The organism is Paraburkholderia sp. DD10 (assembly GCF_049177125.1).
Taxonomy (GTDB): Bacteria; Pseudomonadota; Gammaproteobacteria; order Burkholderiales; family Burkholderiaceae; genus Paraburkholderia; species Paraburkholderia terricola.
Genome location: NZ_CP185392.1, coordinates 3,349,668 through 3,368,733, shown reverse-complemented (window position 1 = coordinate 3,368,733; position 19,066 = coordinate 3,349,668). Strand labels below are relative to the sequence as shown.

16 protein-coding genes and 1 pseudogene are annotated in these 19,066 nt (G+C 65.0%); 11 read left to right on the top strand and 6 right to left on the bottom strand.

From position 1 onward, the window contains the following. Positions 1-212: 212 nt before the first annotated feature. The 4 genes from ACOCG7_RS15280 to ACOCG7_RS15265 all read right to left on the bottom strand — a co-directional run bounded on the left by ACOCG7_RS15280 (position 213) and on the right by ACOCG7_RS15265 (position 4,900). Positions 213-794, bottom strand: a complete 582-nt coding sequence (locus ACOCG7_RS15280) for a DinB family protein (protein ID WP_421376205.1) — start codon at positions 792-794, stop codon at positions 213-215. A gap of 353 nt (positions 795-1,147) precedes the next feature. Beyond that, the gene (locus ACOCG7_RS15275; protein ID WP_154872494.1) at positions 1,148-2,824 is read right to left on the bottom strand and encodes a PAS domain-containing methyl-accepting chemotaxis protein; all 1,677 of its coding nucleotides are present in this window, start codon (positions 2,822-2,824) and stop codon (positions 1,148-1,150) included. 166 nt (positions 2,825-2,990) lie between these two features. Beyond that, complete coding sequence (locus ACOCG7_RS15270) at positions 2,991-3,392, bottom strand: RidA family protein (RefSeq protein WP_154872495.1); 402 nt, start codon at positions 3,390-3,392, stop codon at positions 2,991-2,993. Positions 3,393-3,499: 107 nt separating this feature from the next. Then, complete coding sequence (locus ACOCG7_RS15265; protein ID WP_073429598.1) at positions 3,500-4,900, bottom strand: GntP family permease; 1,401 nt, start codon at positions 4,898-4,900, stop codon at positions 3,500-3,502. Positions 4,901-5,210: 310 nt separating this feature from the next. On the opposite strand from ACOCG7_RS15265, the gene ACOCG7_RS15260 reads away from it, so the two are divergent. The 8 genes and pseudogenes from ACOCG7_RS15260 to ACOCG7_RS15225 all read left to right on the top strand — a co-directional run bounded on the left by ACOCG7_RS15260 (position 5,211) and on the right by ACOCG7_RS15225 (position 13,588). Then, positions 5,211-6,683: a sigma-54 interaction domain-containing protein gene (locus ACOCG7_RS15260; protein ID WP_421376202.1), complete on the top strand. Its 1,473-nt coding sequence runs from the start codon at positions 5,211-5,213 to the stop codon at positions 6,681-6,683. Positions 6,684-6,770: 87 nt separating this feature from the next. Continuing rightward, a complete protein-coding gene (locus ACOCG7_RS15255) occupies positions 6,771-7,031 on the top strand; it encodes a hypothetical protein (RefSeq protein ID WP_073429732.1) in 261 nt (86 codons plus the stop codon). A 505-nt stretch (positions 7,032-7,536) separates the two neighbouring features. Further along, entirely contained in the window at positions 7,537-7,740 is a 204-nt protein-coding gene (locus tag ACOCG7_RS15250) for a hypothetical protein (RefSeq protein ID WP_073429596.1), read from the top strand. A 139-nt stretch (positions 7,741-7,879) separates the two neighbouring features. Further along, positions 7,880-8,173: pseudogene (locus tag ACOCG7_RS15245) on the top strand (serine hydrolase); the annotation flags it as partial. A 129-nt stretch (positions 8,174-8,302) separates the two neighbouring features. Then, positions 8,303-8,593, top strand: a complete 291-nt coding sequence (locus ACOCG7_RS15240; RefSeq protein ID WP_073431298.1) for an H-NS family nucleoid-associated regulatory protein — start codon at positions 8,303-8,305, stop codon at positions 8,591-8,593. 397 nt (positions 8,594-8,990) lie between these two features. After that, positions 8,991-9,263: a hypothetical protein gene (locus ACOCG7_RS15235; RefSeq protein WP_143031931.1), complete on the top strand. Its 273-nt coding sequence runs from the start codon at positions 8,991-8,993 to the stop codon at positions 9,261-9,263. Between the two features lie 112 nt (positions 9,264-9,375). Continuing rightward, the gene (locus ACOCG7_RS15230) at positions 9,376-10,977 is read left to right on the top strand and encodes a peptide chain release factor 3 (protein WP_073431299.1); all 1,602 of its coding nucleotides are present in this window, start codon (positions 9,376-9,378) and stop codon (positions 10,975-10,977) included. A 232-nt stretch (positions 10,978-11,209) separates the two neighbouring features. Beyond that, positions 11,210-13,588 carry a GNAT family N-acetyltransferase gene (locus tag ACOCG7_RS15225; protein ID WP_073431300.1) on the top strand — a complete coding sequence of 793 codons (2,379 nt, stop codon included), beginning with the start codon at positions 11,210-11,212 and terminating at the stop codon, positions 13,586-13,588. Between the two features lie 119 nt (positions 13,589-13,707). Here ACOCG7_RS15225 and ACOCG7_RS15220 read toward each other — a convergent pair whose 3' ends face one another. After that, positions 13,708-14,253 (bottom strand): hypothetical protein, encoded by a 546-nt coding sequence (locus ACOCG7_RS15220; RefSeq protein WP_073431301.1) that lies wholly within the window; start codon positions 14,251-14,253, stop codon positions 13,708-13,710. 126 nt (positions 14,254-14,379) lie between these two features. Continuing rightward, positions 14,380-15,174 (bottom strand): IclR family transcriptional regulator, encoded by a 795-nt coding sequence (locus ACOCG7_RS15215; RefSeq protein ID WP_154872554.1) that lies wholly within the window; start codon positions 15,172-15,174, stop codon positions 14,380-14,382. Positions 15,175-15,440: 266 nt separating this feature from the next. On the opposite strand from ACOCG7_RS15215, the gene ACOCG7_RS15210 reads away from it, so the two are divergent. Genes ACOCG7_RS15210 through ACOCG7_RS15200 form a run of 3 tightly spaced genes read left to right on the top strand, consistent with a single transcriptional unit; the run spans position 15,441 to position 19,043 of the window. Then, a complete protein-coding gene (locus ACOCG7_RS15210) occupies positions 15,441-16,487 on the top strand; it encodes a sugar ABC transporter substrate-binding protein (RefSeq protein ID WP_073431303.1) in 1,047 nt (348 codons plus the stop codon). Next, positions 16,484-18,004: a sugar ABC transporter ATP-binding protein gene (locus tag ACOCG7_RS15205; RefSeq protein ID WP_073431304.1), complete on the top strand. Its 1,521-nt coding sequence runs from the start codon at positions 16,484-16,486 to the stop codon at positions 18,002-18,004. The genes ACOCG7_RS15210 and ACOCG7_RS15205 overlap by 4 nt, the downstream gene beginning before the upstream one ends. After that, positions 17,994-19,043, top strand: a complete 1,050-nt coding sequence (locus tag ACOCG7_RS15200) for an ABC transporter permease (protein WP_073431305.1) — start codon at positions 17,994-17,996, stop codon at positions 19,041-19,043. The genes ACOCG7_RS15205 and ACOCG7_RS15200 overlap by 11 nt, the downstream gene beginning before the upstream one ends. Positions 19,044-19,066: the final 23 nt, after the last annotated feature.

Genomic DNA, 19,066 nt, shown 5'->3' with positions numbered 1-19,066 from the left:
CCTTGCGCCGTGCGCAGCGCGTTGGCTGGCGCGGCTCGCCGGGCAGCGGGAGAGGTGACATCCGGCTGTGACAACCAGTTTAACGCGACTCCCGCGAGAGGCGGACGCATTTTTCGTGCCCCTCGGCGGTGCAATCGTTCTGCCCGGCTGTCACGCGGATGACGCGCGCTTCGGTTAGGCGCAGGCGGGTCTATCGGGGTATGCGTTGCGACTCATGCAGACTCACGCATGCTGTTCAGATCGCGCAATTCGGCGGCGCGCAACGGCGCGTCGGCAGCGAGGAAAAACTCGTCGAGTTGCGGCGGCGCGGCCGTCGTGCCGCTCAACATCGCGTGGACTTGCCCGCGATGATGAATCTGATGGACGAAAACATGCGGCAGCACGTTGCCGATTTTCTCGCGCTGCACGCCGACCGCTGGTCCGCGATCGATGCTCACTTCGAGGTGCAAATCCTCGTCGCGAAGCGATTCGCAAAAAGCCAGCAGTTGCTGGTCGCTTCGCGCTTGTGCATCCCATAGCTCGGCTGCGCGAGGATAGGGCAGTTCGTTGTCGAAAATGGTGAGGCCCTCGCCGCCGTCGACGAGCGCGTCGAAGTAATACCGGTCCACCAGAAGAATGTGATTCAACGTGAGTTGCAGCGACGGGAAGAAACTCACCCGGTGTTCGGCGAACGCCTGGTCAGTCAAGGTGAGGCAGGCGCGGTAAAGGCGCAAATTCGACCACGCGTTGTTGCGCGCCATGTCGGCGAAGTGCGCGGACAGCAGATTGGTTGCCGGAGCGTCGGACGGGGTCACGTCGGCCTCCTGTTACGGGGATCGGTGGAAGGTTCGCGCCCCGTGCAACCCTGCGCGCGTGGCGCATGTGGCTCGAAGCGCTGCCTGCGTAGCGTAGCATCGCGCGGCGATCCGCTGCCGACGGCTCCCGTATTCCCTCACCACTAGCCTCGCCGGCTGGCCTGCCGGCAAAGCCGAACTTCAACGACTACGGCAAGCGCCGCGACGTGGCAAAAAAATAGCCCGTCCGGAATGGGACGGGCCGTTAAACGCCGTTGTTACTCGGGTCAGCCGGCCCGTTGCAAATTGGGCGCTGACGGGTCAATCCTGAGGCGTCGCTACCCCCCTGTCGAGATGGGACTAATGCCGATCTATCAGACCAATGTGGCTTCGGCTCGCTCCGCATCGCGTGCGATTCCGGGCGCGGGCTTGTGCGTCCCATTCGACGCGAGCGCTTGACGCTTCGGCGTGGCGGCGCGTTGCGCGGGCGCTGCCTCGGCGATGGTGAATAGACGCACCGCTTCATCGAGCACGTCGGCCTGTTCCGCGAGGCGCTGCGCGGTGGCCGCGGCCTGCTCGACGAGCGCCGCATTCTGCTGCGTGGCGCCGTCCAGATGCGAGACCGCCTGATTCACCTGGCGAATGCCCTCAGCCTGTTCGCTACTCGCATTCGCCACTTCCACGATGATCGACGACACGCGGCTCACCGCCTCGTCGATCACACGCATTTGCGACGTGGTGCGCGCAACCAGTTCGGTGCCCGCCGCCACTTCGGTCGCGCTTGCCTCGACCACCGATTTGATTTCCTTCGACGACGCCGCGCAACGTTGCGCGAGCGTGCGCACCTCGCCCGCGACGACCGCGAACGAGCGGCCCGCCTCGCCCGCGCGCGCCGCTTCGACGGCGGCATTCAGCGCCAGAATATTAGTCTGGAACGCGATGCCGTCGATTACGCCAGTGATGTCCGCAATGCGCCTCGACGCCGCGGTGATGCCGGCCATCGTCTGCTCGACCTGGCCCGCGATCTTGCCGCCGACGGCGGCCGCCGCTTGCGCCTCCTTCGCCAGATCGAGCGCGCGCACGCTGGCGTCGGCATTGGCCTGCACGGTGGTGGTCAACTCTTCCATGGTGGCGGCGGTTTCCTCCAGCGAGGCCGCTTGCAATTCGGTGCGGCGCGCGAGATCGACATTGCCGCTGGAAATCTCGCGCGCGTTCTCGAGCATGCCGGTGATCTGCGCGCGCACGTCGTAGACGATCGCCGCGAGATTCGCCTTCAACTGGTTCAAGGCCTGCATCACCTCGCCGAGGTCGTCATGACGCGCGATCTCCAGATCGGCCGTCAGATCGCCGGCGGCGATACGGGTCGCGAAACCGGACACGTTGCGGATCGGCGCGGCGAGTTGCCGGTTCAGCAACCGCCACGACACGATACTGAGCGCCGTCGTGACGCCGAACGCGAGCCAGAACGGCGCGGGTGGCGCGCCTTGCCAGGCCGCGAGGCCGGTCAGCAGCAGCGCCAGCGGCGTGATCGCATAGCCGGCCGCCGCGCGCGTGGCGACCGGCAGACGCATCAGCGCCTGCAAACGTCCGGCCAGGCCGGTGCGCACCACCACGCCGCGACGCAACTTCACGCCACGCGACTCGCCGCCGCGCATGCGCGCATACAACGCCTCGGCGGCGCGCACCGCGTCGCGCTCCGGCTTCACGCGCACGCTGAGATAGCCGACCACGGCGCCTTTCTCCACGACCGGCGTGACGTTTGCCTTGACCCAGTAATGGTCGCCGTTCTTGCGGCGGTTCTTGACGAGGGCGGTCCACGGACGGCCGTCGCGGATCGTCGTCCACAGGTCGGCGAAGGCTTCGCGCGGCATGTCCGGATGACGGATCAGGTTATGCGGTTGACCGATCAGCTCGTCGCGCGTGAAGCCCGAGACGGCCATGAAGGCGGGATTGCAATACTGGATGCGGCCGGTGAGGTCGGTCGCGGAAACGAGCATTTGCGACGAGGGGTATTCGTACTCGTGCCCGGTGACAGGCTGGTTATTGCGCATGGCTTTCCTTGCTGGTGCTCACCGAGGAGGTGAGCGTGGTGCTTACGTCTTGCCAGCAATAACGACAATTAACCTCGCGCGCTTGAGGGTTTCCCAGTAAACCACTCAGGTTTATACCGCCTTGCGCCGTTAACGCAGGGTTGTTTTATGCGGGGCGAATGGTCGATCAGGCCGGTCGCCTGGCGATGAAGTCGATCTCGACCAGCGCGTCGCGCGCCAACGCCGTGACGCCGATGCAGGTTCGCGCGGGCAGCGCGTCGGCGGGGAAATAGGCGCGGTAGGTGTCGTTCATGGCCGCGTAGTCGCGCTTGAACTCGGTCAGAAAGATGCGCGCGGCAACCACGTTCGGCAGACCGAGGCCGAGTCCTTCGAGGACCAGCACGAGGTTGTCCATCACGCGCCGGGTCTGGGCGACGACGCCCTCGGGCAGCGGCGCGGTGTCGTCGGTCGGCCAGGTCGGCATCTGGCCGGTGAGGAATACCCAGCCGTCGGCTTCGGTGGCATGGGAGAACGGACCGACCGGAGTCGGTGCCGCGGGGATCATCCAGAAAGCGGGGGTTGAGCTCATGCAATGCGCGCCGGTTGGGTTGAGAAAGCAGGGTGACAAAGTAACCGATCAAAACTCCTGACGCCGTTACTTTGCCCCGCCTTCACGCCGCGGCCACGCATGTCCGCTCAAACCAGTCCGGTCAGGTAATAAACCGCGATCACGAAGAACACCGCCAGCGTCTTGATTACCGTCACCGCGAAGATGTCGCGATACGACTGACGGTGCGTCAAGCCCGTCACCGCCAGCAGCGTGATGACCGCGCCGTTGTGCGGCAGCGTGTCCATGCCGCCGCTCGCCATTGCGACGACCCGGTGCAGCACTTCCATCGGGATATGCGCGGCTTCCGCGCCCTTGATGAACACGTCGGACATGGCCGCGAGCGCGATGCTCATGCCGCCCGACGCCGAACCCGTGATACCCGCCAGCGAACTCACCGACACCGCTGCGTTGACGAGCGGATTGGGAATGCTCTTCAACGCGTCGCTAACCACCAGAAAGCCCGGCAAGGCCGCGATCACCCCGCCGAAGCCGTACTCCGACGCGGTATTCAACGAAGCCAGCAGCGCGCCCGCCACCGCGGCCTTGGTGCCGATCGCGAAACGCTCGCGCACGCGGCCGAACGCCGTCGCCACGACCATGACGATGCCGAGCAGCAGCGCGCCTTCGACGGCCCAGATCGCGACCACGCTCTTGATCGTCGTCGTGATGGGTGCATGCACGCCCGGCAGGATTTCCGGCGGAACCGTGTACGACGCGCCGTACCAGTTCGGAATCCAGCGGGTCAGCAGGAAGTTCGCGACGCCGACCAGCACCAGCGGCGCGAGCGCCAGCAGCGGATGCGGCAATTGCTTCGATTCGACGCGCTCCGGCTCGTTGACGAGTTCCGTGCCGTAACCTTCGCCGGCCGCCATCGCCGCGCGGCGGCGCCACTCCAGATACGAGAGGCCCACCACGATGATGAACAGCGAACCGATCACGCCGAGCGCGGGCGCGGCCCACGAGGTGGTCTTGAAGAACGTGGTGGGGATGATGTTCTGGATCTGCGGCGTGCCCGGCAGCGAATCCATCGTGAACGAGAACGCGCCGAGCGCGATCGCGCCAGGCATCAGGCGCTTCGGAATATTGCTCTGACGGTAGAGTTCGGCGGCGAACGGATACACCGCGAACACCACCACGAACAGCGAGACGCCGCCGTAGGTGAGCAGCGCGCACACCGCGACGATCACCGCATTGGCGCGCGAGCGGCCGATATAGCGGATCGCGGCGGCCACGATCGACTCCGAGAACCCCGACAGTTCGATGACCTTGCCGAACACGGCGCCCAACAGAAACACGGGGAAGTACAGCTTCACGAAGCCGACCATTTTCTCCATGAAGATGCCGGAGAACACCGGAGCGACGGCGGAAGGGTCGGTCAGCAGAACGGCGCCGAGCGCGGCGACCGGCGCGAACAGAATGACGCTGTAGCCGCGATAGGCGGCAAACATCAGAAACGCCAGCGCGGCGAGGACGATAACAAAGGACATTGAGTCTCCAAAGCTTGGTTGTTCTACGTGTACGCCGTCCCGATGGCGACGGCATGGCGGCGTGGGAACGCAGGTTCCATGCCACACACGCCGCAGCGGCCCGCCTGCTGATTCCGCCGGCCGAAGTTCGAAACGCGCTGCGGGCGATTGTACCCAAACGTCTCCAAATCGGGACGTAAATCAGCTGAACATACGCGCATTACAGGTTAAACCCTTATGCGACAAGCTTGCTGGCGATCTCGTGGATGAGATAAGCTCGTCTCCGAATTGAGACAGCCACAATAGAACGATACCTGGAGACAGCGACACGATGATGAACGACTGGGCGGGCCTTCCCGCCGCCTATGGCGACGTACTGCGCCGCGCGATGGATTCGCTGTTCCGCACGTTCGAAAATTTCAGCGAAGGCACGTTCATCGTTGATGCGGACGCGCGCGTGGTCTGGATCAACAAGCGCTATGCGGCGCGCTTCGGTTTTGCGGACCCCGAGCAGGCCATTGGCCGCGATTGCGAAGCGGTGATTCCGAACAGCCTGATGCGCGAAGTCGTGACCACCGGCAAGCCGATCCTGCTCGATATTCTCGAAACCGACCGCGAGCCGCTCGTCGTCACGCGTCTGCCGCTGAAGGACGATGCGGGACAAACCGTCGGCGCGGTCGGCTTCGCGCTGTTCGACGAACTCAAGGCGCTGACACCGCTCTTTTCCCACTACTCGCGCGTGCAGCAGGAACTGATCGCGACGCGTCAGTCGCTCGCGCAGGCGCGGCGCGCCAAATATACGTTCGGCAGTTTCGTCGGCACGAGCCCGGCGAGCCTCGAAGTGAAGCGCCAGGCGCGCCGCGCGGCGCAACTCGAATCGCCCGTGCTGCTGCTGGGCGAAACCGGCACCGGCAAGGAGTTGCTCGCGCATGCGATTCACGGCGGCTCGGCGCGGGCCAATCAGCCGCTCGTGACCGTCAACGTCGCGGCGATTCCGGATAGCCTGCTCGAAGTCGAATTCTTCGGCGCCGCGCCCGGCGCCTACACCGGCGCGGACCGTAAAGGGCGCGTCGGCAAGTTCGAGCTGGCGAACGGCGGCACGCTGTTTCTCGACGAGATCGGCGACATGCCCCTGCCTTTGCAGGGCAAGCTGTTGCGCGTGTTGCAGGACAAGGAGTTCGAGCCGCTCGGCTCGAACCGGATCGTGCGCGCGGACGTGCGAATCATCGCCGCGACGTCGGCTGATCTGCTGGCGTTGGTCGCGGCGGGGCGCTTTCGCGCGGACCTGTTCTACCGGCTCAATGTGCTGACGATCCACGCGCCCGCATTGCGCGAGCGTCTCGCCGATATTGAGGCGCTGGCTTACGCGATGCTCGAAGAGCTGTCGACGCAGGCGCGCGGCGGCCGTCACTTCGAATTGCAGGACGATGCGCTGCGGCTGCTGTGTTCGTACGCATGGCCCGGCAACGTGCGCGAATTGCGCAATACGCTGGAGCGAGCCGTGATGCTTGCCGACAGCGAGCGGATCGACGCGCGCGCGCTCGCGCCGTTTGTCGGTTCCGCGCAGGGCGGCGGCCACCGTCCTTACGTGCCCGAGGCGGTCTCTGTTGCACGCGCCGCGAACGAGGCCACGGGCGCGCCCGAACCGGCGTCGTGGAGCGACGCAATGGCGGCGTTCGAGAAACGCTTCCTGAGCGAAGCCTTGCGCGCCAACGGCGGACGCGTGATCGACACGGCAACGCAGATCGGCATGGGCCGCGCGACCCTCTACAAGAAGATCGCGGCATACGGCATCGAGGTGTGACGAAGTCCCGCGACATCGAGTCAGCGCAGCGTAATGGCCACATGGCACAATCGCGTGATCGAAAAACAAGATGTTTCGGGGTTTCCAATGAAACGCAGTCCTTCCTCATTCGCGCGCCTGGCCTGCGCGACGCTGGCAGTGAGCGCGCTCGCCGCGCTGAACGGTTGCAGCAGCCCCACGCCGCTGTTTCTGTCCGATGGCCGCGCCACCACGCTGGTTCAATGTCCGGCCCGCTCCGACTCGTGCGCGCAGCAGGCCACCGCCAGTTGCGGCGGCGCATTCGACGTCGTGCGTCAATCCACCGAGAATGGCACGCTTAGCCTGATTTACGCCTGTCGCGCGAAATGACTGCACGCCGGCTTCATGCCGGCACGGCGGCTTTCGCAGATTGCCTTTCGTTGGTTCGCGGCCTAGCCGCGACGGCGGCATTTCCATTGCCGAGATTATTCTCAACCAAACAAATGTTGTCCCTGTTTGGAGTAAGGTATGAATTCTGTTTCAGGCATAAACGCGCGGCCGTCATAAAACGGACGCCAATGTATGCCGTCGACGGTTCATGCAGTGGGCATTATTTCAAAGTAGAACTTTTCGTTTATCCTTCTTTCCTCCGGCGCCTGCGTGCACGCTCGAATGGGCCGTGCGCAAGTCGGTGCGGCAGCCAACGGAAGCGTGCGATTAGCCGCTGTATTCTGTTTCAGCCGGCTCGCGATTTTAGCGTCGGACAGATTTGCCGATTGAGCATCGCCGCAAATAGCATTTAAGAAATATTTTCGTGTCGCCGAAATAACCAGCGGCATGGTTTATGCTTCGATTCACGCTTTGTATCAGTTCGATCTGAATCCCGGGGAAAGCAATGAATCACCACCAACTCGAAAAAGATATTGAACACCTTGAGCATGTCATCTCGCATCTTTCGGCTGAAGACCGCATCCCGCTTTCGTATTGGCGTAACCGGATCGACTCGGTTTCCGGCGCGGTTCGCGTGCCGGCGCAGGCCAGCCGGCTCAAGCGTCTGAACGCCGCCCTTTCGGCGCTGGAGGCGCGGCAAAAAGCCTAGGCGCTCGCCACGGCGGGCCGCTGCGCAGACCGTCCGGGCGAACGACGGTTTCGGTGGAAACGATTCAGGACAATCATGCGACGAGCGGGATTTTCAGCGGCTCGGCTGACGGCGCTGACGAACGCCATTACCGCCGAGGCGCTCGAACTTTCTCACGCGCGAGCAGCGCCGCGTGCCGGCCTTCGGTCATGTGCTATGGACCGGCCAGGGGTTCGGGCTCGGCTTGTCGATCGTCGACGACCCTGCGCAGCAGTTGCCGCACGGCTATCGTTCGATGGGCTCGTTCGGCTGGCCGGGCGCGTTCGGCACGAGCTGGTTCGCCGATCCTGTGGAAGAGCTAATTGGTTTGATGCTGATTCAGCGCCGCGCGGTTGAACCGTTTCCAATGGCGGTCGATTTCGAACGCCGCGTGTACGATGCAATTGACGATTGAGTGCATTGGGTTCGTCAGGCCGGGCCAAGGTATCGAACGGCGGCAATGCGCGGTTCGCTATCCGGCACGTTTTTCGTCTGCTAGTGTGCGCACAGCATGCAGTTCGTCAAACCGATTGGAGCATCTGTCATGGCCTCGTACAAACAGTTGACTACCCAGCTCGAAAAGCTCCACAAGGAGGTAGCGGCAGCCCGCGAGAAGGAAATCGCGCAGGCGATCGCCGAGATCAAACAGAAGGTGGCTGAATACGACCTCACGGCCGAGGAACTGGGTTTCACGGTCAAGCGTGCGCCGGCGCGCAAACCGGCTCTGGCCGCCAAGTACCGCAATCCGAAAACCGGCGAGACGTGGAGCGGCCGCGGCCGCTCGCCGGCCTGGCTCGCCGGCAAGAATCGCGAGCGCTTTCTGATCGACGCCTGAAGCGCGGTACTGCATGGCGCTTTCGTTCTGAGGGCGCCCATTGTTCTGAAGTGAGGCCGCGAGCGGTTTTTTCCGCACCGCGAGCCGGGTCCCGAAAACGCTCACCTTTGGTTTGAAATCGCCTCGCGAGCCGCGCGTTTTTCGGAGCGGCTGACGCGGGGCTACTTTGCTTCGCGCGACCCCGGTTTTGTCGAACGATGCGGCTGGTGACTCCTTGGATGCTGCCGCTCGTCACCACGGCACGAAGCCCGGTGAAACCCGCGCGAGCCTTTGCCAGCGGGCGTTTCCAGGCTCCGCGAAAAATCGCATCGACGATAGTTCGATGACGTGCGCAGCGATTTCGCGAAGCTCGATCAACTCCCGGACTTCATGGTGATGGTGCGCGAGCGGACCGTCGATGCGTTCATCTTTTGCCTCGATTCGAGGTGCGCCGCCGCAAGTCCCGAAAACTCTCACCTTTGCCTTTGCCCGAGCGCGCCGAACCCTGTGCTCAGGTCAAACCGTATCGTTGACCGGTATGCTCGTGCTGGTCGCGTGCGCGCCAGCATTTCCCAACGCCTCTCCCCATGACGTGTATCATTCGTTCCCTGCGCTGTTCTGCGCCGGTGATTCCCGTATTGTCGAACGCTCGTTCGTGACCTTGTTCCGACGCAGCCGGGTTGCCATGTGACGCGGGTCTCCAACCCGGCTCCCGCAGTTCGGCGCCGCCGCGCAACGCGAGGCAGAGCGGCCGCACCAGCAGCCGTTGACCGCCCGAACCCCTATCCGTGACCGCCAGCCCGATGTCAGTCTCCGAACTCAAACGCCGCCGCACGTTCGCGGTTATTTCCCACCCGGACGCGGGCAAAACCACGCTCACTGAAAAGCTGCTGCTGTTCTCGGGCGCGATCCAGATCGCCGGCACCGTGAAGGGCCGCAAGAGCAACCGCTACGCGACGTCCGACTGGATGGAGATCGAAAAGCAGCGCGGCATTTCCGTCGCCAGTTCGGTGATGCAGTTCGAGTACGGCGACGCCGTGATCAACCTGCTCGATACGCCGGGCCACGAAGACTTCTCCGAAGACACGTACCGCGTGCTCACGGCGGTCGACGCCGCCGTGATGGTGATCGACGGCGCGAACGGCGTGGAAGCGCAGACGCTGAAACTGCTGGAAGTGTGCCGCAGCCGCAAGACGCCGATCGTCACCTTCATCAACAAGCTCGACCGCGAAGTGCGCGAGCCGCTCGAACTGCTCGACGAAATCGAGCAGCATCTGGGCGTGGCCGCCGTGCCTTTCACCTGGCCGATCGGCATGGGCAAGGAATTCCAGGGCGTCTACGACATTCAGCGCGACCAGGTGCGCGTATTCCGCGCCGGCCAGGATACCGCCGGCGGCGCGGTCGAAACGCTGCAAGCGTTGAGCGACGAGGAAGGCGAACGCCGCTTCGGGCATAGCTGGATCAAGGCGAAGGACGAGATCGATCTGATCACGGGCGCCACGCCCGACTTCGATCGCGAGCAGTTCCTCGCCGGCCAGCAGTCGCCGGTGCTGTTCGGCTCGGCGATCAACAACTTCGGCGTGAAGGAAATTCTCGACGCGCTGGTCGACCTCGCGCCGCCGCCTTCGATGCGCATGACCGTGCAGCGTCCGGTGATGCCGGACGAGCCGAAGTTCACCGGCGTGGTGTTCAAGGTGCAGGCGAACATGGATCTGGCGCACCGCGACCGCGTGGCGTTCATCCGCGTGTGCTCGGGGCGTTTCGAGCGCGGCATGGCCGTCAAGGTGACGCGTTCGAACAAGACGTTCCGCGCCAACAACGTGGTGACGTTCCTGTCGCAGCGCCGCGAGACGGTGAGCGAGGCGTATCCGGGCGACATCATCGGTATCCCGAATCACGGCACGCTGAGTCTCGGCGATACGCTGACCGAAGGCGAGCAGTTGCAATTCGTCGGCTTGCCGTTCTTCGCGCCGGAAATTTTTCAGACCGTCGAAGTGGTCGACCCGATGCGCGCGAAGCAGCTCGGCGAAGCGCTCAAGCAACTCGGCGAGGAAGGCGCGATTCAGGTGTTTCGTCCCGAAGTGGGCGGCTTGATGATTCTCGGCGCGGTGGGTCAGTTGCAGTTCGAGGTGGTGTCGCATCGTCTGTCGACGGAATACAAGGTCGACGTGCGCATGGCGCCGGCGCGTTACCGGATGTCGCGCTGGGTGACCTCCGACGACCCGGCCGAACTGCGCCGTTTCACCGATTCATACGCGGCGCGGATCGCGCTCGATGCGTCCGATGCACCGACTTATCTCGCGTCGCACGTGTCGGAGATCGAAGTCGCGCAGAAGGCGTGGCCGAAAATCGTCTTCAACGAATTGCGCGAGCATTCGGGCGCGCCGTTCAAGAAGGCGATGTAGGTCGCGCTGGCCGTGCGCTTATCGGCGAACGGCATCGGGTGAAACAGAGAACCGCGTCGATCGACGCGGTTTTTTTACGCGCTGAGTTTGTCGCCAGCGCTTTCGGGCAACGACGTTGGCATCTCGCATGAGCCGCGGTTCGAGAAGCCCCCGCGCAAGCCGCCGACTTCGCCTATCCTGACGAAGACATGCGCCTGCCTCCGGCGCGCCACTCTCCATTCGCGGAGCGCCCGTGACCGTTCGCAATCTCGATGCCTTGTTCCGACCCAAATCCGTCGCCGTGATCGGCGCGTCCGAGCGGCCGGGCAGCACCGGCGCGATGGTGTGGTCGCGCGTGCTGGAAGGCGGCTTTGGCGGCCCGCTCTGGCCGGTCAACCCGAAGTACGAAACGCTCGGCGGCCACCCGGTTTTCGGCGACACCGGCGATCTGCCGCAAGCGCCCACCGTCGCGCTGATCTGCACGCCGCCCGATACGTGGCCCGGCATCATCCACAAGCTCGGCGGGCTCGGCACGCGCGCGGCGATCATCGTCGGCGAGGCGCGTTGCGATGCCGACCGGCTGCATCTGCGGCACGCGCTTTCGGCGGCGCGGCCGAATCTGCTGCGCATCGTCGGGCCGGGCAGCCTCGGCGTGGTGTCGCCGGCGCTGCGCGCGTATTTCGGCGCGCCTTCGTGCACGGTCAAGGCGGGCGGCGTCGCGTGGGTGTCGCAATCGAACGCGCTGACCAATGCCGTGCTCGGCTGGGCGCACGCGCGCGGGCTCGGTTTTTCGCATGCGGTGGCGCTCGGCGGCGAGGCCGATGTGGACGCTGGCGACGTGCTCGACTATCTGGCGAGCGACCCCGGCACGCGCGCGATTCTGCTCGAACTGGATACGGTGCGCGCGGCGCGCAAGTTCATGTCGGCGGCGCGCGCGGCGGCGCGCAACAAGCCGGTGCTGGCGTTGCGCTCGGGCCGCGCCGATCCCGCCGACGGCCTCTACACCGCCGCATTCCGCCGCGCGGGCATGGTGCGCGTCGACGCGCTCGACGATCTGCTCGACGAGATCGAGACGCTCGGCGTGGGCCGCGTCGCGGCCGGCGCCACGGCGACGCTGATCACGAGCGACCGCGGCCTTGCGACGCTCGCTTGCGACGCCTTCGCCGCCGCCGGCGACACGCTCGCCGCATGGCCCGCCGCCGCCGACGCGGCATTCGCCGAAGCGCTGCCGTATGCGGTGACAGGCAATCCGCTGCGACTCGGCGACGACGCGCGGCCCGAGCATTTCGGCACCGCGCTGAAGATACTCGCGGACCACCGCGGCGCGGGCACGGCGTTCGTCGTTCATGCGTCGACGCATGGCGCGCCGGTCGGCGAGGTCGCGCAGGCGTTGATCGCGAATCAGCGTTTTGCGTATCGCGGCTTGCTGGCGTGTTTCTTCGGCGGCGTGGACGCGGCGACGCGCGACGCGCTGCATGCGCAGGGCATTCCGGTTCATACGACGCCACAGCGGCTCGCGCGCGCCTTCGCCCGTCTGGTCGACTACCGGATGGGCCGCGAGTTGCTGATGCAGACGCCGGAGGGACTGCCGGCGCGGATTCCCGAGGCGATCGACGCCGCTCAGGCGCAGGCGCGCGCGGCGCTTGCCGCGGGTGCGGATCGACTCGCCGGCGAGGCGGCGGCGCAGTTGCTCGAACGCTTCGGGCTGCGCGTGGAAGCGGCGGAAAGCGCGGCAGCAGCCGCGCCGAATTCCATTGTCGACATCACCGTCGAACTTCACGACGACGACAACTTCGGCCCGGTGTTCCGTTTTACGGCGCCGTCGGCCGACGGCGTGTCCGAGCCGCTGCGCGTGTACGGTTTGCCGCCGCTCAATCCGACACTCGCGCGGGACATCGTCACGCGCTCGCCTTATGCGCGGCTGGTTGCGCCCGAGCCGGTATTGGCCGCGCTCACCGCGCTGTCGCAGGCGGTGTGCGACGTCAAGGAAATCGTCGGCCTTGCGCTGACGCTGCGCGTATTCCGCGACCACGTGACGGTGCTTGCCCCGACGCTCAGCATCGCGTCGACGCGCAGCCGTCTCGCCATCGTGCCGTACCCGCGCCGCTTCGAGGAGACGTTGGAGTGGCAGGGCGTGCGCATGACGGTGCGCCCGATCCGCCCGGAAGACGAGGCCGCGCATCACGATTTCGTCGAGGCGATGACGCCCGAGGATTTGAGGCTGCGTTTTTTCGGCGCGGTGGGCAGCTTCGATCATTCGCAACTCGCGCGCATGACGCAGATCGACTACGACCGCGAAATGGCGCTCATCGCCACCGTGCAAACCGACGAGGGTTTCGCGCGGACGTTGGGCGTGGTGCGCGCGGTTGCCGATCCCGATAACGAAACCGCGGAGTTCGCGGTTGCAGTGCGCTCGGACCAGAAAGGCCGGCGCCTTGGACAATTGCTGATGGACCGCATCGTCAACTACGCAAGGGTGCGTGGCATCCATTGGCTGGTGGGCGAGGCGCTGCGGGAGAACACGCCGATGATCGCGTTGGCGAAAGCCAGTGGTTTCACCGTGACGCCGACGGAGGATCCGGGTGTGGTGGGCTTCAGGATGGCGTTGGATGAGCCCGGTTCGCAGCGGTAACCGGCGGCGCGGCGCGCTCTTGAGAGATGCTCAGCGCCGTGCCGCTTCTGGAACACGGCGATGACGCCGATACGACCGTCCGCGACGAATCTCGGACTGGTACGCGTGAACGCCTGAATTTACGCGGCGAGCTTCCCCGCCGCTTCCTCAACCTGCGTGCGCGTCACCGACAACTCTTCCAGCCACGCATCCGCATACACAGCGCCGGTCTCGCGTTCCAGGCGCGCGATCGTCGCCGCGCAACGGTTTGCGTCCTTCGGCGTCGCGATGAACGACTTCACCGATTCACCCGCCTTGAACGCATCGAACAGCGGCACGCGAATCTCGTCCGGCAGCGCACGCGTCGTCCACTGGTACGGCTTGCCGTTGAACGTGAACGACGGCGGCAGCACGCGCTCTTTCCTGGCCGCCGGAATCAGGCCGTAAGTGCGCGCGGCGTCGCCGATCTGCTCGGCTGAAAACAGCTCGTCCGGGCTGATGTCGAATTGCTGAATGAAGGTTTCGATGCTTTGCATCGCCGCGGCGCGGTCGTCGCGGCGCTTTTGCGCATGAGCGACGATGTCGCGCAGTTCGTCGGCTTCTTCAGGCGTGATCGTGAAGCTCGACTGCTTCTGCTGGAGTTCGGAAAAACGCTGGAATTCGGAATCGGTCAGAAGTTTCGCCATTGCTTATCGATGAGCGCGCATGAGGGACCCCATGCGGCGTGATTTTTGAGGGGTCGCCATTCTAAACCATGCGCGACTGCACGCGATGTTCAACGGCCTGCCGTGCGTATGCCGCGTGCGCGAGCATCACGCCAGACGGACACTCTCCCGAAACATCGACAGCGCCTGCACCGTCTCGCGCAGCAGCGCGGTCGCGACTTCGAGCGTCGGCGCGACGTATTCGTCGATGCGCCGCAGATACGGGCAGGTCAGCGCCGCGATCGCCTGGCCGGACGGTCCCTGGATCGGAAACGTGAGATCGGTCACGCCGAAGATCTGCTGGCTGTCCTTCTGCGAAAAACCCGCCGCGCGAATCCGCTCGCACGCCTCTTCCAACGCCTCACGGTCGATCGTGACCTCGCCCTTCACCTTGGTGTGTTCGGCGAGCATCTGTTCGCGTTGCTCGATGCCTTGAAACGCGAGCATCACACGGCCCGAGCCGGTGTCGATCAGGCCGACCCGCGAACCGAGCCGCACCGACATGCCCCACGTGCCCGGTCCATCCACTTGCGCGATCACCAGCAGATTGCCGCGGTCGTACACGACGAGATGACATGACTGCTCGGCGGCATCGGCAAAGCGCAGCATCAGCGGCAGCGCTTCGGAGATGAGCCGGTTCATCGGCGGATGACGATGCGCGAGCGCGTACAGCTTCAGGCTGAGCGAATAGCGGTCGCCCGCCGCCGAGCGCACGACATACTGCCGCGCGACCAGCCGTTCGAGCATCCGATACATCTCGCTCGCGTTGCGTCCGAGCAGCTTGGTGATCTCGGCGCGCGTGAGCCCCTCTTTCTGCTCGGCGAGCAGTTCGAGGATGTCGAGACCCTTATCGAGCGCGGGGGCGCGATAACGGTCGGCGTCGTCTTTGTCTTCTACGTCCATCGTGAGCGAGTTCTCGTGTCGTTTTCGCATTATCTGGCGCGAGAGGGTCGGTGCGTACTGAATCTTGTGCGATGCAGCGCTTGTCCAGGGAAAATACGGACGATTGGTGCAGTGCACTTCGCTTGACTTGGGAAAGTTCGTATATGAATAATACGTTCATTGGTGAATGAGCGCACGCCAATACTTCATAAAAGCGCAGGACGCAGTGCCGGCCATCCTCGGCCGGATCACGCAGTTCAACAACGCATATAGGACAGGAGACAACCATGTCGTTTGTGAAAAGGCCGCTCGCGGCCCGTCGTTCATTCAGGAGTTCGCTCTTCACCGTGGCGGCGGCCTGCGTCGCCAGCTTCGGCTTCACCGGCGCTGCGCAAGCCGCCGAGACCGGCAAGATCGGTCTCGATCTGCCGCTGCTGACCTCGCCGTTCTGGCAGTCGTACAACACCTATTTGCCCAAGTACGCGAAAGACATGGGGCTCGACATCCTCGCGCCCGTCAATTCGAACGGCGATCCCGTGCAGCAGATCACCGACATGAACAACCTGTTGAACCTCGGTTCGAAGGGCATCGTGGTCGGCCCGCTGGATTCGGCGGCGATCAGCCGCGCGCTCGATTCCGCCGCGGCCAGGAATGTGCCCGTCGTCGCCGTGGACGTCGCGCCGACGCAAGGCAAGGTCGCGATGGTGGTGCGCGCGGACAATCGCGCGTACGGCGAGAAAGCGTGCAAGTACATCGGCGAACACGTGAAGTCGGGCAAGGTCGTGCAGATCATGGGCGACCTCGCATCGGTGAACGGGCGTGACCGCTCGGAAGCATTCCGCTCCTGTGTGAAAGGCTATCCCGGCTTGACGCTGCTGGAAATTCCGGCGAGCTGGAAGGGCGACGTCGCGGCCACCGCGCTCGACAGTCTGCTTACCGCCAATCCCGACGTGAAGGGCATCTACATGCAGGCGGGCGGCGTTTATCTGTCGCCCACCCTGCAAACGCTGCGGCGCAAGCAGATGCTATTTCCCGCCGGCGACGCGAAGCACGTCGTGATCGTCAGCAACGACGGCATTCCCCAGGAGTTCGACGCGATTCGCCGCGGCGACATCGACGCAACGGTTTCGCAGCCGGCCGATTCGTATGCGAAATACGGCCTCTTCTACATCAAGGCCGCGTTGGCCGGACAAACCTTCAAGCCGGGCCCGACCGATCACGGCAGCAACATCATCCAGCTGGCGCCGGGCATTCTCGAAGATCAATTGCCCGCGCCGCTCGTCACGAAGTCGAATGTCGACGACAAGGCGTTGTGGGGCAACACGGTCAAATGAACGCGCCGACGCCCTCCGTGCCGGTCGTCGAAGCGTTCGAAGTCACCAAACGCTTCGGCTCCACGCCCGCGCTGAAAGACGTGAGCATCCGCGTGATGCCCGGCGAGTCGCATGCGCTCGTCGGGCGCAACGGGGCCGGCAAATCGACGCTGGTGTCGATCCTCACCGGCCTGCGCAAGCCCGATACCGGCGAGGTGCGTTTCAGCGGCGCGGCCGCGCCGTCGATCGCGGATCGCGACGCGTGGCGCGAGCGCGTCGCCTGCGTTTATCAGCATTCGACGATCATCCGCGATCTGAGCGTCGCGGAAAACCTGTTCATCAACCGGCAGCCGTCGCGCGGCGGCGTGATCGACTGGCAAGCGATGCGCCGCGACGCGCGCAAGCTGCTCGACCACTGGAAGATCGACGTGCGCGAGGACGCGCGCGCCGGCGATCTGACGGTGGAAGCGCGGCAACTCGTGGAAATCGCGCGGGCGCTGTCGTACGGCGCGCGCTTCATCATTCTCGACGAACCCACCGCGCAGCTCGACGGCGACGAGATCAAGCGCCTGTTCCGGCGCATCAGCGAGTTGCAGCGCGAAGGCGTGACCTTCCTGTTCATCTCGCACCATCTGCAAGAGGTCTATGAGATTTGCCAGGCGGTGACGGTGCTGCGCGACGCGCGGCATATCGTCAGCGCGCCGGTTTCCGCGTTGCCGCGTGAGCAGTTGATCGAAGCGATGACCGGCGAACGCGGCGGCCTCGCGGTCGCCGACGCGGCGGCGCGCGACGCGTTGCCCGCCGATACGGCCGTCGCGCTGGAAGTGAAGGAGTTGGCCGGTTCCGACTACGAAGACGTGTCGTTCACGGTCAAGCGCGGCGAAGTGGTCGGCCTGACCGGCGCAACGAGCAGCGGCCGCACGAGCGTGGCCGAAGCGATTGCCGGTTTGCGCGCCGCGAAGCGCGGCACGATCAGCGTGGACGGCGCAAGCCTGCCGCCCGGCGACGTGCCTGCGGCATTGGCGCGCGGCATCGGCTGCGTGCCGAAGGACCGTCATCACGAAGGCCTGGTGCTGACGCAATCGGTGGCGGAAAACGCGTCCATGACGATCGCGCGCATGCTCGGCAAATTCGGCATCGCGCCGCCCGCGAAGAAGAACGCCTTCGGCCAGAAGATGATCGACGCGCTCGGCATCGTCGCGCAAGGCCCCGAGCATGTCGTATCCGGGCTGTCGGGCGGCAATCAGCAGAAGGTGGTGATGGCGCGCGCGCTAGCCACCGACCCGAACGTGCTCGTGCTGATCGACCCCACCGCGGGCGTCGACGTGAAATCGAAAGAAGCGTTGCTCTCCGTCGTGGACCGCGTGCGCGAGGAAGGCAAGGCCGTGCTGGTCGTATCCGGCGAACTCGACGATCTGCGCACCTGTGACCGTGTGCTGGTCATGTTCCGTGGCCGTGTCGCGGCCGAATTTCCCGCCGGTTGGCAGGACCACGATCTGATCGCATCCGTTGAAGGAGTCAGTCTCCATGAAGAATAGTGTGCCCAGTCCCGCGTTCGCCGCGGCTCCCGGCCAAACGCAGCCGGCCATGAAAGCGACGCGCGGCAAGCGCGCCCGCAGCGAATTGGCGCGCTTGCGCGAGCTGGCGTTGCTGCCCGCGCTTGCCTTGCTGATCGTGATCGGCGCGTTCGTCAGTCCGAGTTTTTTGACCAGGGCGAATCTGATCAGCGTGCTGGGCGCCTCGGCGGCTCTCGCGCTGGTCGTGCTCGCCGAATCGCTGATCGTGCTGACCGGCAAGTTCGATTTGTCGCTCGAATCGACCGTCGGCATCGCGCCCGCTGTCGGCGCGATGCTGGTGATGCCGGCAATGTCCGCGGGATTCGGCACGCAATGGCCTGCGGCGGCCGGCCTGCTCGCGATCCTCGCTGTCGGCGCCGTGATCGGCTTCATCAACGGCTTTCTGGTGGTGCGTTTGCGGCTGAATGCGTTCATCGTCACGCTGGCCATGCTGATCGTGCTGCGCGGCATGCTGGTGGGCGCGACCAAGGGCGGCACGCTGTTCGACATGCCGCCGTCGTTCTTCTCGCTCGCCACCACGATCGTGCTCGGCCTGCCTCTGTCGGTATGGCTCGCGGCGGTGGCGTTCGCGATCGCGGCGTTCATGTTGCGCTATCACCGCCTCGGCCGCGCGTTGTACGCGATCGGCGGCAATCCGGAAGCGGCGCGCGCGGCGGGCATTCGCGTCGAGCGCATCACGTGGGGCGTGTTCGTGCTCGGCAGCATGCTCGCGGCGGTGGGCGGTTTGATCGTGACCGGCTATGTCGGCGCGATCAACGCGAACCAGGGCAACGGCATGATTTTCACGGTGTTCGCGGCGGCGGTGATCGGCGGTATTTCGCTCGACGGCGGCAAGGGCTCGATGCTCGGCGCGCTTTCCGGCGTGCTGCTGCTCGGCGTCGTGCAGAACCTGCTGACGCTCGCCCAGGTGCCGTCGTTCTGGATTCAGGCGATTTACGGCGCGATCATCCTCGGCTCGCTGATGGTGGCGCGGCTTGCCAGCGGCGAAGGCCAGAACTAATTCGAAAGACGATGCCTGACGGA

What these genes read in the sequence shown, in the direction of transcription:
- ACOCG7_RS15235 (WP_143031931.1), top strand. Translation starts at nt 8,991, where the DNA reads ATGCGTTCATCTTTTGCCTCGATTCGAGGTGCGCCGCCGCAAGTCCCG.
- ACOCG7_RS15200 (WP_073431305.1), top strand. Translation starts at nt 17,994, where the DNA reads ATGAAGAATAGTGTGCCCAGTCCCGCGTTCGCCGCGGCTCCCGGCCAA.
- ACOCG7_RS15210 (WP_073431303.1), top strand. Translation starts at nt 15,441, where the DNA reads ATGTCGTTTGTGAAAAGGCCGCTCGCGGCCCGTCGTTCATTCAGGAGT.
- ACOCG7_RS15215 (WP_154872554.1), bottom strand. Translation starts at nt 15,174, where the DNA reads ATGGACGTAGAAGACAAAGACGACGCCGACCGTTATCGCGCCCCCGCG.
- ACOCG7_RS15240 (WP_073431298.1), top strand. Translation starts at nt 8,303, where the DNA reads ATGGCCTCGTACAAACAGTTGACTACCCAGCTCGAAAAGCTCCACAAG.
- ACOCG7_RS15260 (WP_421376202.1), top strand. Translation starts at nt 5,211, where the DNA reads ATGATGAACGACTGGGCGGGCCTTCCCGCCGCCTATGGCGACGTACTG.
- ACOCG7_RS15265 (WP_073429598.1), bottom strand. Translation starts at nt 4,900, where the DNA reads ATGTCCTTTGTTATCGTCCTCGCCGCGCTGGCGTTTCTGATGTTTGCC.
- ACOCG7_RS15205 (WP_073431304.1), top strand. Translation starts at nt 16,484, where the DNA reads ATGAACGCGCCGACGCCCTCCGTGCCGGTCGTCGAAGCGTTCGAAGTC.
- ACOCG7_RS15255 (WP_073429732.1), top strand. Translation starts at nt 6,771, where the DNA reads ATGAAACGCAGTCCTTCCTCATTCGCGCGCCTGGCCTGCGCGACGCTG.
- ACOCG7_RS15250 (WP_073429596.1), top strand. Translation starts at nt 7,537, where the DNA reads ATGAATCACCACCAACTCGAAAAAGATATTGAACACCTTGAGCATGTC.
- ACOCG7_RS15220 (WP_073431301.1), bottom strand. Translation starts at nt 14,253, where the DNA reads ATGGCGAAACTTCTGACCGATTCCGAATTCCAGCGTTTTTCCGAACTC.
- ACOCG7_RS15275 (WP_154872494.1), bottom strand. Translation starts at nt 2,824, where the DNA reads ATGCGCAATAACCAGCCTGTCACCGGGCACGAGTACGAATACCCCTCG.
- ACOCG7_RS15230 (WP_073431299.1), top strand. Translation starts at nt 9,376, where the DNA reads ATGTCAGTCTCCGAACTCAAACGCCGCCGCACGTTCGCGGTTATTTCC.
- ACOCG7_RS15270 (WP_154872495.1), bottom strand. Translation starts at nt 3,392, where the DNA reads ATGAGCTCAACCCCCGCTTTCTGGATGATCCCCGCGGCACCGACTCCG.